Consider the following 12,943-nt stretch of genomic DNA (forward strand, 5'->3'; position numbering starts at 1 on the left):
AGTTTTATCAACTTTTCAAACAGCTACAGGATTTTTGCCCTGTGTGAAGTTTTATACCGATTATTCAGAACAATGTCAAACATTATTTTATCTGATTAACAGATTTGTTTGTCTTTCTTTGTTAGCATTTCTATCATATCTCTCTCTATGTTCATTTGATGATATTGTTTGACTTGCTTTAGGTACTGGTGGAATAACTTCTATTTTTTTTACAGTAGCTTTATTCAAATCTACATTTTTTAGCAAAGGATTTGATTTAACTTCTTCGCTTATATTCCCAACAACTCTTATATTATCTAAATTCATTGTTTTTTCCGGATGTTTTTTATTATATTTTTTAATTTCCGGAAGAAGTGTAGTTAAAGTATTACCATCAATGGTAGCTCCTTCAAAGTCTATATGTTCTTTAAAAGTAACTCTCTTAAAAGAGCATTCTTTCAACTCAGCATTTTTCAGAGAACATTTTCCTAACGTCACTTCATTAAAATTAAACCCTTTAATTTCAAAATTATCTAATTTCATATCTACTTTTTCAAAAGATAATCCTCTCAAATCTTTATTATTTAAGGAATAATAAAGTATCGGTGAATACTCAGATGAATTATTTCGACTATATTCCTCAGCCTGCTCCTGAAAGATAGAAGATAAATCTATTTTCTTGTCTGACTTAGCTATCACAAGAGGATTGGACAAAACATCTTCCATAATTTGGTTCATTTTTTCACCAATTACTTTTTCACGTGTTGAATTAGACACAAAATGTTTTTGAAAATTATACTTCCAAAGGTTAACAGTAGCTTCTACAGCTAAACTTAGAACTTTTGTATCAGATAACAAATTAATCAATGGACGAACCATTGCACTATATTCTCCCTTCTTATATGAAGCCGTTATTGTTCCTACTTCCTTAGCATGATCCCCTAGTGCTTTAACAATTGCTTCACCTTTTAGTTTTAGCTTTTTACCCATCTCGGTTTCATTTAAAAATTTCTCAACCACAGAGCCAAGGTCTTTAGCATGTTTTATTAAAAGCTCAGGTATTTTTTCTTGTAAAACTTCTTTAACCTTAGGATTATCCTTATTAAACTTAATAAGAGAGTTTACTAATTTACCAACTTTTTCTGCTTGTTTGGATTCAGGTACGTTCATAACCTCTTTAGTTTGCTCAATGATTCGCTCTAACCCCTCTTTGTCTGCTAAACAACTTTCAGTAAGTTCTGCTATTATCGGTAAAACATCAACAATAAATGGAATAGTTGCTGCTGTTGCATCACGTACAAATTTAGGATTCAGACCAAGAGATCTTATATTTTGCTGCACTTCTGTTTTATCCAAAAATTCTAAAATATTCTTTTTATTATCAGCAAAATATTGTGGTAGAGTCGATTTTAAGGCAGGAGCTAGATCTTGAACAACCTTACTAGTATTATCTAAAATAGACAATATCATGGCTTTTTGTGTTTCCACTATTTCTTCTATTCGAGTCGAAGATAAATTGTTATCAGCCAATAATTCCAAGCCAATATCTTGATGTTTCATATAGAACTCATAAATCGCAACCATTTCAGGAGTATGCTCTAATATCGTGCTACTTGCATTAGTTGCTAGTGATACAGTATCCCTAAAAAATTCTTTTGACACAAATCTAGTAAATTTATCGTCTAGAACATTCTCAGCAATTTTGGTAATTTCTTTTTGATTAGCTGAATCACGTAAAAACTCAACTAAATCTTTTTTGACTACTTCTGCTACTTTAGGGCTGGTAAAGATTTCTAAAGCATTTTCAATGATATCACGCCCTGAATTCTCGTTAGAAATTATTAGATTTTTATAAATTTCTTGTACTTTTTTATTTGATTCTCCTTCTAATACGCCACCTCCTAATTTTAGCACCAACGGCACTATCCTTCTAATAAAATTTTTATCTACTCCATCAAATATATCAGGATTAACTCTACTAGCTTCTGTAGGTGAAATCATTGGAGCGGGATTTAACACAGCTTCTAAAACTGGCAACAAAACACGCTGAGCGATCTGATCTTTCAATAGATCAGATCGTGCTTCATTCAGAGCAGGAATATATATATCAGCCACTGCACCAGCTCCCTTGATTAGATTAGATACATGTTCTACTTGTTCTTTTTGTAATTTTTGCCTTTCTTCAATTAGCAACTTATCACTTAATAATTTTCCACTCACTTCTTGAAATTTTAGGAAATCAGCATATAGCTCATCATATAATAGCTTCTTTGTATCCAGCGGATTCCTAATAGCTGAAGGTACTATAGTAGCAATATCAAGAAGAAATGTCCCTGTCTCTTTTAATAAACCTACAGCGATGTGAGGTAAATTCTCTAGTGTTAATTCTAATTGCTCCGCTTTTTTTACTTGCTCCAATTGTTTTTGCTCTTCTTGAAGCTTTTGCGGAATAATTTCTTGACCATTCTGAATGAATGTGCCTTGTAAACCAATCAAATTTACGTCCACAATATCAGTATCAATATCGACCGTAGCTTTAGACAAATCAGCCTCAGCTAACTTTGCCGCACGTAAATTAACCCCTTCTAACTTAACCTTTTCTGCTTGTACTTTTTCCAATATCGCTTGCTGCAATTTTGATTTTGTAAGATCACCATTCATGAATATTACTTCGGTAAAATCCCCTTCCTGAGCGTCAATACTCCTCATTATACTATTCGAGAAATCAGCCTTTTGTGCATGAACTTTTTTTAGTATACTATAACTTGCATTGATTCCTTTAGCCTTCGCTCCTTCTAAAATCGCCTCTGTTAAGTTAGCAAATTTGACCTCTACTCCTTCTAAAATTGCATTTCTGAAATTCGCCTTTTGTGCTTCCACCATATTTAGATTGGCATTAATAAAATTCACTCCTTCAGCATTAATCCTTCTTAGAATAGCCGCTTCTAAATTCGCTCCATCCAACTTAGTCAAACCACTTAACTCAGCATCCGACAAATCTAATCCTTTTGCTTCTATGTTCTGCAATATAGTATCTTTAAATTTTGCCTTATGTGCTTCAACCTTTTCCATCAAAGCATTAGATAAATCACTCTCTATAACTTGACACTTTGTTAAAACAGCTTTATCTAATATTGCATGCTGCATTTGTATTCTTCGTAAATCTGCTGAAATTAAAGAGATACCTTGCAAATCTGCTTGATTAAATGTTGAATCAGTCAATTTTGCGTTATCCCATTTACCATTTTTTATATTCGCATAATCAAAGTTGGAGTTATTTATCACAACCTCCTGACCATTAGAACGAGCCATAAAAGCATGTGTAAACTGACTATTATCAACGACTGCCTGACTTAAATTACTATTAAAAAAATTCGCGTTATCTGCTTTAGACCCTAAAAAATTAGCTCGATCAAGTTCTGCACTCTCGAAATTCGCTTCACTAATATTAGTACCATTAAATCTACATCCGGATAAAACGGACCCTGCGAACACAGCACCCCCTAAATCTGCTCCAGAGAAATCTAAGCCCGATAAATCCACTCTATCATACCATTCATTATTAGTAGAAGTATCAACTCTACTAGAACAATCTGCAATAATTCTTGCTCCTGATCTTATCTGTGATTTCTCTAATTTAGATTTAGCAAAATCATTTAAGCTTAAATTCTCATTACTCTTTCTTGCCTGCAAATATTGCTCTATATCTTTCCGAGCTAAAGGTACATATTGCGTTTCTTGATCCCGCTGTTCTTTAGTTGATCCTCGTACATAAGCTGGATCAAAAGTACAACTGCTACTGCCAAAAATGTTTTGAAAAGTTTCATGCATTGAATTATCTTCTCTAGGAAATATTTTTTGCTCAACCATTAGTTGCAGCTCTTCTTGCAGCCTATCATATTCTGAATTCCCAGTTTTATAACCTCCAATACGCCAAGCCTGAGCTTTCAAGCTTAACTTCTTCTCCGCCTCCTCTAATTCTTTTTGTTTACTACTTATAAGATCTTGCTGCTCTTTTTTGCGAACTAAGTCACTTTTTATGTCAGCATATTTTCTGCCTAAAGAAGAAGTGGTACTGAATTTTATCCCCTCAATATCACGTTCCTTCCCTATTTGAGAGTATCCTTTATAGCCATCAGAAAACCTACAATTAGCAAGGTCAGCCCCTCTAAAATCTATGTTTTTTAGAATAGTATCTTCGAAATAAGCATTGTCAAAATCAACATCACAAAACACCGCATCAGCCAAATTACATCCTGTAAAAGTAGTATTTTTAAGTATACAACCAGTAAAATCTCCTCCGCTTAGGTCTGTTACATTACCAGATCTACTAAAAGTCCTATCGGATAAATCTGCAACTACTACTACATTATCATCTGAAAAATATTTTTCCTTTAAATATTTGTTAAGGCTTAAACTTTCCTTAGGGTCACTTGCTAAAGTTGCATGCTGAGCTGTAATATAATCCTTTATATCCTTGCTAGTAGGACGAAATTTTTCAATCTTAACAGCGAGATCATAGAAAACAGGTTTATTTTTCACCATAACTTATACTCCTTCTTTGTATTAAAGATTTAATAACAATTTCTCAGGATTCTCAATCAATTCCTTTATTTTTACAAGAAAAGTAACTGCTTCTTTGCCATCAATAATACGATGATCATAAGATAAAGCAACGTACATCATGGGACGTATTTCTATCTTACCATTAACCACTACTGGTCTTTCTTCAGTCTTGTGAAGACCTAAAATACCTGATTGAGGAGGATTAATAATCGGAGTTGATAATAGTGATCCATAAACACCGCCATTTGAAATGGTAAATGTTCCACCTGATAAATCAGACATAGATAATTTTCCTTCTCTAGCCTTTTTACCCAAACCAGCAATTTCTTTCTCAACCTTAGCAAAACTCAATTTGTCAGCCTGCCTAACTATTGGCACTACTAGACCCTGCTCTGTCCCTACTGCAACACCAATATCATAATAATTCTTATACAAAATCTCATCCCCTTCTATCTCGGCGTTTACCGATGGGACTGCTTTAAGAGCTTCAATAGTAGCTTTTACAAAAAATGACATAAATCCTAGCTTCACGCCATGTTTCTTCTCAAACTCTTCACGATACTGCATACGCAAATTAATAACTTTCAACATATCAATTTCATTAAAAGTAGTTAGAATAGCTGCAGTATTTTGTGATTGTTTTAAACGATCCGCTATAGTTTTACGAAGACGTGACATTTTAACACGCTCAACCATCCCTTCATTTGCACGTACAACATTGGCTATAACAGGTAATTCTGTTTCTTTCACAGGCGGGGTATTTATGAACTCTAGTACATCTCCCTTGGTTACTCTGCCTTCTCGACCAGTACCTTTTATGTCAGCTAATTGCAGTTTATTTTCGCTCACTAATCTTTGCACCGAGGGCGGAACATCAACCTTGTTGGTACTTGCAGGTTGCTGTTTTATCTCTTTGTCTAATGTACTAGGTGAAGCTACACTAGAAGCTTCTCCTTCGGTAATTTGTCCCACGCTCTCACCCACATATACTGTATCGCCCTCATTCTTAAGTATTTTGCTTATTACACCAGAGGAAAGTGCATTTACTTCCAACGTAACTTTCTCTGTCTCAAGTTCTAAAAGTAGTTCATCCACTTTTACCGCATCTCCTTGTTTTTTATGCCACTTAGCAATAGCCGCTTCTGATACAGACTCTCCAAGAGATGGAACTATAATTTCAATACTCATAATTATTTTATTCTCCCAATTATATTCTATTATACTATTATTTATATCTTGCACTAATAACAAAAATTGTTTTAGCACTCAAATGATGTTAAAAACATCTATCTATAAAACATCTATTTTTTGCAGTCATTTTAGTATACTATTATTTTATTTACCACTAATATATTAAGGATATTATAGGGAATGAAATGAAAGATCGGAAAGAAATTGAGCCATACATGGCATATAAGCCTACTCAGATATATAATGTCTTGAAAGATTTATCTAGAAAGCAAGAATATAAACTATCAGCAGAGACGTATGAAAATCCGGGAAATCCTGAGAATAAAATCAATTATTATCTCAAAAAAGACAATAATTATATCACTGCCCCATCTCATGATGCTCAAAAAGGCAATACGCTTACAACAACTGCAGCCCCATTAAAGGATACACTTGGAGTATTAAACCAAGATCCTAATTGGGAGAAAGCAATAATTCCTATTTGTCAGTCTAACAAATATTTTTTTGGACTTCTGACAAGGAGACACTTCACATATTTAGAACTTAATAAAGATACTGCTGGCAATATAACATCTCATCATCATGATTCCAAAGTATGGCTTAGCCGTTTCTACCCTCATATCTAGGTCATCAGAAAATAGCTGATAATATAAATTGCGGTCGATTTATCCTGTCTTATATAAAAAACGTTATTACTGGTGATCCTGCTAAAAATAAAATAAATCCTCAAACTCAGACAAGTTTATTTAGCGATTTTGACACAACAATTAACAAACCACCTAAGGAGGAAAAGATTTTACCTAAAGCTAAAGTCCCAACACCAAAACCTCCAAATATGGTAGACCACGTATCACGCATTAGTAGAAAACCTAATAATCCAGCAAGAACACATTAAGTCACGCGAATTCGATATAAGAATTAATAATTCTTATATCGATACTTGCTTTGTTATAAGGAAAAATGCACTCTTGAAGCAGCTGACACGGGTGCATTTTAACTTTTTTCATCATTCAATATGTGATTTTAATTATTAAAATCACATATTGAATAGAGTATTATATTTTAACAATCAGGTGGGCAGCCGCTTCAAACATAATTGTTTCTATATATAATACTGAATTCGATGTAACTTGTTACATCGAATTCAGGTTAAGTAGTACCACTCCTCCTACCATCCATCTCAGCGAATACATCTTCCCACGATCCAGTAGTTGCAGCTTTGGTATATTCTGTCACCCTTCCTTCAAAGAAATTAGTATGTTCAGCACCGTTTAAGATTTCATCAAGCCAAGGCAACGGATTAGTATCAATTAAATAAATCTCTTTAAGTCCAAGCTGCATTAATCTGCGATCGGCAATATAACGAATATATTGTCTTACCTCTCTAGCTGTCAGACCTTCAATGCCACCAACTTCAAATGCTAGTTCAATAAAGGCATCTTCAAAATGCACAATAGTAGCACACGCTTCATAAAGACGACTACGAAGCTCTTCAGTCCATACTTCAGGGTTTTCCCTAATAAAAGTTTTAAATAACATAATGATAGAATCAGTATGTAACGTCTCATCCCTTACTGACCAACTAATAATTTGCCCCATACCTTTCATTTTATTAAAACGAGGAAAATTAAGTAAAATAACAAATGAAGCAAATAACTGTAACCCTTCAGTAAATGCACCAAATACTGCTAAAGTAGTAGCAATATCTTCTTTAGTTTCTACACCGAAACGCTGCATATAGTCGTATTTATCTTTCATTTCTCTATATTTGAGAAATGCTGAATATTCGGTTTCTGGCATACCTACGGTATCAAGCAGATGAGAATAAGCAGCAATATGAATTGTTTCCATATTAGAAAACGCTGATAACATCATCAGTACTTCTGTTGGCTTAAATACCCTAGAGTAATGTTTCATATAACAATTATTTACTTCAATATCAGCTTGAGTAAAGAAGCGAAATATTTGGGTTAATAGGTGTTTTTCTCCTGGACTTAAATTATATTTCCAGTCTTTTAGATCATCAGCTAGCGGCACTTCCTCTGGTAACCAATGAATTCGTTGTTGAATATGCCACGCTTCATAAGCCCATGGATAAGAAAATGGTTTGTAGATTGGACTGGCATTAAGTAAAGACATATTATATTTCCTTTTTAAGTATACTACTATAAAACATCATTGCGAGGAGACCATAGGTCGACGAAGCAATTGTAAGTTAAAAGTATGATATAATAGATGTTGAAGTCAATATAAATAATGATTTATACTGACTTATAAGGGGGTATTACAGCGATAGTCATTAATAATACTAAATGACTATCGCTGTGCAGGCGTGAGCGACCGTGAAGCAATTGGTCTTAAGATCGTATGGATCTTGGTACTCTAGCCCAAATCCCCGAGACGTTTGAATAGTTGATTGGGATGCCTTTGCACTCCCGCTTACAATCGTAAACATTAAAAGTCTTCGAGGTATTATGCCATTATATAATAATTTTATTGGTCTTGATATAGGAAAATTCAATTTTGTTGTTGCTATTCATGGAAAAAAAGAAACTAAAGAATATAATAACAACTCTAATGGAATAGCTGATTTTATCAAGGATTACAAAAAAGAGGTTAGTTCTGCATTGTGTGTTTTAGAAACCACAGGTGGATATGAAATGGAACTATTACTAACGCTTTGCAATCAGGGTTTTGCTGTACATAGAGCCAATACTCGCAAAGTTAAAAACTTTATTAGGTCTTTTGGGAATGCAGCTAAAACTGATAGTCTTGATGCTAAAGCTCTAGCACTTTATGGTTTTGAACGGTCAGAAAGATTAGAACTATTTAAAGTACAATCTAAGCAAGCTTTAAACTTGTATGAATTAGTCGGACGTAGGAACGACCTCAAACAAATGTTGATTGCAGAAAAAAATAGGTTTCAGTCCCCGAGAGCTGATTTAATCAAGTCTAGTTGTGTTAAAATAATCGAAGTACTAGAAGAACAAATTGCATCTATTACTAAAAAAATAGATGACTTAATAGCAAAAGATAAACTCTTGCAGGCTAAGAAAGAGACACTGCAAACTATTAGTGGTATAGGCACAGTAGTATCTAATGAGCTTATAGCTTTGTTACCTGAACTTGGTACATTGAACCGCAAACAAATAGCATCATTAGTAGGTGTTGCACCAATATCTAATGATAGCGGTAGATATAGCGGATATAGACATACAGGTCATGGTAGAAGTTTTGTTAGACCTATGTTGTTTGTAGCTGCTATGGCTGCTAGAAATTCTAACTCTGAACTGAAGGTATTTTATGAAAAATTGATCAATAGAGGAAAAAAGAAAATGGTGGCGATGGTAGCATTAATGCGGAAAATCATTGTGATTGCAAACGCTAAGTTACGTGATTTAACTAGCTCTGCAGAAGCAATAAAAATTTAAACCAAATTTATTTAAATTTTTATTGCGAACATAGTTGATCTATATGACAAGCTTCGTAGATTGCCACGCTCACATACGTTCGCTCGCAATGATGGTATGGACGCCAATGATAAGAAAGAAAAAAAACTTATCAACGGTTTCAAATGATATTAAAATATCAAAGAACCAAAACCTAAAATAGGTTTGTATTTTTTTAATAATTTTATGAGGTCCATACCATGAATGATTATAAAGTAATAGGAATTGATTTGGCAAAAAGAAAATTACATTTTGCTGCAATAAATTTAGAAAATAAAGTTGTATTAAAAAAAGCAATGGATAGAAAAAGCTTTTTTGAAAATTTATCAATAATGTTTCCAAAGTCAGAAACTTTTGTATTTGAAGCTTGTGGTGGAGCTCATTATATGGCTCAGAGGCTTGAATCAATGGGGCATAAAGCAATATTACTTAAACCTAAAGATGTAAAGGCATATGCAAAAATTCGTCAAAAGAATGATATTAATGATTCAATTGCAATTTGCAAAGCATCCTGTGATCCGGATTTAATGCATGTCAAAGCTAAAACAGTGGTAGAGCAAGAAATATCTTACCTGCATAAAGCAAGGCAGAATATAATACAACAAAGGATTCAGCGCAGTAATGCTCTGATTACCTCATTATTTGAGCTTGGCTATTTGGTAACATGTGGAAAATCTACATTTGCCAAAACTTGTCAAAATTTTGTAAATCTTGCACTAGAAGAGGGATTTATTAACAAAACTATTGCTGTTCAAATGTTGCTTGATTGTAAGGAGATTAGCCAATTGATAGTACGGGAACAAATGTTAGATAAAGAAATAGCAGAAAGAAATAGGTGTTCTGAGAAAGCAAAAATTTTAGAAACTATTCCAGGAATTGGCACAATTAATGCAAGTATTTTAAGCATTAAACCGGTTGAAGCATATGATTCTGCTAAGGATTTTGCCGCATCTTTGGGGCTTGTACCGAAACAAAATACCACTGGTGGTAAGATTATTTTAGGTAGAATAACCAAACAAGGTGATAGATATGCAAGAACAATGCTAATACAAGGAGCAAGGTCTTTATTAATGAGAAGTTATAAAAAGAATCCGCCTCAAGGGAAGTTATCAGAATTTATCGAAAGGTTAAAAGAAAAAGGGAAATCGTTTAATGTAATGGCAGTAGCCATAGCAAATAAATTAGCTAGAATAACTTATGGTTGTTTGATAAGTAATAGCAACTATCAGGTACTATAATAGTTATTTGGTGCAAATTTACGTTATAAAGTTGCTAGGTGGTTAGTGGCGTGCTATAAAAATTGATAAGTAATATGAATAAAACAAAGTAAAAAATAAAAACGATAAGTTGAGGAGATAATAAATAAGCATTTTGGATAAAATCCGTTGTAACGTCATGGTACTTTGATACCGCCGCGATGAGTGTATCTCTCCAGGATCTTAGCAGAATGCAGAAACCATTATGGCACTTTGATGCCGAATATATGACTGCTTCATTTTTTCTACTATTTTTTGTTTTTTTACTTGTGTTTTTATTGGCGTCCATATATGACATATACGTCTATAAAACGTCATTGCGAGAAGACCGTAGGTTGACGAAGCAATCTATATGACAAGCTTCATGGATTGCCACGCTCACATACGTTCGCTCGCAATGACGATTGGATAAGAATTGACAAATTCTTATCCCGAATTCGCGTATATTCATTAGACTTCCTGCATAATTCGCTTTTGCTGAGGAATTTGTAGGAGACACGGAACCTCGACCCGCAGCGTACTCAAATTCCGTTACGGATTCGAGTACCGGATCGACGCACAAATTACCAGCAAAAGTAGAATTATGCAGAAAGTCTATTACTGACAGGATAAACATTCATCATAAGACACAACTTCTTTTTCTTGTTTTTTCTTATTATCTCTTTCAATATCTTGAAAATCCGCTTTCTTGACATCGTGTGATACTTTATCAGCTCTTTGAATTGAGGTTGATCTACAATAATATAAACTCTTAACCCCTTTTTTCCAAGCTCTAAAATGGATATTATTTAAATACATCTTACTTACATTGCCTGCTAAGAAAACATTTAGAGATTGAGATTGTGAAATATGTGGTGTCCTATCTGCTGCTAGATCAATAAGCCAATTTTGATCAATCTCATAAGCAGTTCTGAAAACATCTTTTTCATGGCTGGATAAAAAGGTTAGATGTTGAACTGAGCCTTCATGAGTTGCAATTGATGACCAAACCTGCTCATTATTAAAACCTTTGGTGCTTAACAGCTTTTCTAAATATTTGTTACGTACATTAAAAGATCCAGTAAGAGTCTTTTGGACAAAACTATTAGCAGCAAATGGTTCAATTCCAGGCGAACTATTGCCAGCAATAATAGAGATTGATGCCGTAGGAGCAATAGCTGTTTTATTACTAAACCGTTCGTTAATACCTACTTCAACTGCATCGAGGCAAGCACCACGTTCATCAGATAGAACTACTGAAGCTTTATCAACTTCTTTATGAATATGTTCAAATATTTGATTATTCCAAACCTTTGCCATTACCGACTCTATTGGTACATCCTTTGATTGCAGGAATGAGTGAAAACCCATAACACCTAAACCTACGCTACGTTCACGCATTGCTGAATATTTAGCTCGCTCCATGGTACTAGGTGCTTTAGTAATAAAATCTTCAAGTACATTATCTAAAAAACGCATTGCGGTGGGAATAAATTCGGGATCATTCTGCCAATCATCAAAATATTCTAAATTTACAGAAGACAAACAACACACCGCAGTTCTAACCTTACCCAAATGATCAATGCCAGTTGGCAGGGTAATCTCGCTACAAAGATTAGAAGTTTTTACTTGTAGCCCAAGTTTTTTATGGTGCTGCGGAATATATTTATTGACAGTATCAATAAATAAAATATAGGGTTCTCCAGTTTCTATTCTAGTAGTTAGTAACTTAACCCACAAATCTCTAGCCTTAACTTCACGTACAACTTTTTTAGTAGCAGGGCTGATTAATGGAAAATTTCCATCACTCTCAACTGCTTGCATAAATGCATCTGTTACAGCTATGCCGTGATGCATGTTTAAAGCTTTACGATTAGTATCACCACCAGTATGGCGTCTTAAGTCTATGAATTCCTCAATTTCAGGATGATCAATTGGTAAATATATAGCAGCATTACCACGTCTAATTGACCCTTGAGAAATAGCTAAAGTCATAGAATCGACAACCTTGACAAATGGAATAATGCCAGAAGAAGTACCTTTGCCTTTAATTGCTTCATTAATAGAACGAACATTGCCCCAATAGCTTCCTATACCACCACCACGTGAGGCTAACCAAACATTCTCAGTCCAAAGATCTACAATACCTTCTAAACTATCATCTGTTTCATTTAAAAAACAAGAGATAGGCATCCCTCTGTCAGTTCCACCGTTACTAAGAACCGGTGTAGCTGGCATAAACCACAACTTGCTTATGTACTCATATAATTGCTGAGCTGATTTTGCATTATCAGCATAATAGCTAGCTACTCTAGCAAATAGATCTTGAAAATCCTCTCCGGCTAGTAAGTACCTATCCTTTAGGACAGCTTTACCAAAATTAGTCAGTAAATTATCTCGTTTCTTATCAATTTCTATAGGAAATTTAGTATTTGCTTGCGTTGCCATTATTATATTATCTTATATCTTATTATTTTAATTAAATTGGGATCATAGCAGATTTTTGTCTTAGCACTAATACCA

Annotated in this window: 7 protein-coding genes; 3 read left to right on the forward strand and 4 right to left on the reverse strand. The window is 34.0% G+C overall.

The window, feature by feature from the left end; all coding sequences use genetic code 11:
- Positions 1 to 87: 87 nt before the first annotated feature.
- Both AAGD26_RS05535 and odhB read right to left on the reverse strand, forming a co-directional pair.
- A complete protein-coding gene (locus AAGD26_RS05535; RefSeq protein ID WP_341751426.1) occupies positions 88 to 4,524 on the reverse strand; it encodes a pentapeptide repeat-containing protein in 4,437 nt (1,478 codons plus the stop codon).
- A 21-nt stretch (positions 4,525 to 4,545) separates the two neighbouring features.
- Positions 4,546 to 5,733: a 2-oxoglutarate dehydrogenase complex dihydrolipoyllysine-residue succinyltransferase gene (gene odhB, locus AAGD26_RS05540; protein ID WP_341751427.1), complete on the reverse strand. Its 1,188-nt coding sequence runs from the start codon at positions 5,731 to 5,733 to the stop codon at positions 4,546 to 4,548.
- Positions 5,734 to 5,921: 188 nt separating this feature from the next.
- On the opposite strand from odhB, the gene AAGD26_RS05545 reads away from it, so the two are divergent.
- Entirely contained in the window at positions 5,922 to 6,362 is a 441-nt protein-coding gene (locus AAGD26_RS05545) for a hypothetical protein (protein WP_341751428.1), read from the forward strand.
- A 523-nt stretch (positions 6,363 to 6,885) separates the two neighbouring features.
- Here AAGD26_RS05545 and AAGD26_RS05550 read toward each other — a convergent pair.
- Entirely contained in the window at positions 6,886 to 7,875 is a 990-nt protein-coding gene (locus AAGD26_RS05550; RefSeq protein WP_341751429.1) for a ribonucleotide-diphosphate reductase subunit beta, read from the reverse strand.
- A gap of 335 nt (positions 7,876 to 8,210) precedes the next feature.
- On the opposite strand from AAGD26_RS05550, the gene AAGD26_RS05555 reads away from it, so the two are divergent.
- Together AAGD26_RS05555 and AAGD26_RS05560 are read left to right on the forward strand one after the other, a co-directional pair.
- Complete coding sequence (locus AAGD26_RS05555; RefSeq protein ID WP_341751380.1) at positions 8,211 to 9,167, forward strand: IS110 family transposase; 957 nt, start codon at positions 8,211 to 8,213, stop codon at positions 9,165 to 9,167.
- A 218-nt stretch (positions 9,168 to 9,385) separates the two neighbouring features.
- Positions 9,386 to 10,423, forward strand: a complete 1,038-nt coding sequence (locus AAGD26_RS05560; RefSeq protein WP_341751256.1) for an IS110 family transposase — start codon at positions 9,386 to 9,388, stop codon at positions 10,421 to 10,423.
- Positions 10,424 to 11,038: 615 nt separating this feature from the next.
- On the opposite strand, the gene AAGD26_RS05565 is transcribed toward AAGD26_RS05560, so the two are convergent.
- On the reverse strand, positions 11,039 to 12,868 hold the full coding sequence (locus AAGD26_RS05565) for a ribonucleoside-diphosphate reductase subunit alpha (protein ID WP_341751430.1): 1,830 nt from the start codon (positions 12,866 to 12,868) through the stop codon (positions 11,039 to 11,041).
- Positions 12,869 to 12,943: the final 75 nt, after the last annotated feature.

Source organism: Candidatus Tisiphia endosymbiont of Piscicola geometra (genome assembly GCF_964026415.1).
Classification (GTDB): domain Bacteria; phylum Pseudomonadota; class Alphaproteobacteria; order Rickettsiales; family Rickettsiaceae; genus Tisiphia.

Bases quoted from the DNA above. Each gene is read 5' to 3' on its own strand.
- AAGD26_RS05550 (WP_341751429.1), bottom strand. From the start codon at position 7,875: ATGTCTTTACTTAATGCCAGTCCAATCTACAAACCATTTTCTTATCCA.
- AAGD26_RS05555 (WP_341751380.1), top strand. From the start codon at position 8,211: ATGCCATTATATAATAATTTTATTGGTCTTGATATAGGAAAATTCAAT.
- odhB (WP_341751427.1), bottom strand. From the start codon at position 5,733: ATGAGTATTGAAATTATAGTTCCATCTCTTGGAGAGTCTGTATCAGAA.
- AAGD26_RS05545 (WP_341751428.1), top strand. From the start codon at position 5,922: ATGAAAGATCGGAAAGAAATTGAGCCATACATGGCATATAAGCCTACT.
- AAGD26_RS05535 (WP_341751426.1), bottom strand. From the start codon at position 4,524: ATGGTGAAAAATAAACCTGTTTTCTATGATCTCGCTGTTAAGATTGAA.
- AAGD26_RS05560 (WP_341751256.1), top strand. From the start codon at position 9,386: ATGAATGATTATAAAGTAATAGGAATTGATTTGGCAAAAAGAAAATTA.
- AAGD26_RS05565 (WP_341751430.1), bottom strand. From the start codon at position 12,868: ATGGCAACGCAAGCAAATACTAAATTTCCTATAGAAATTGATAAGAAA.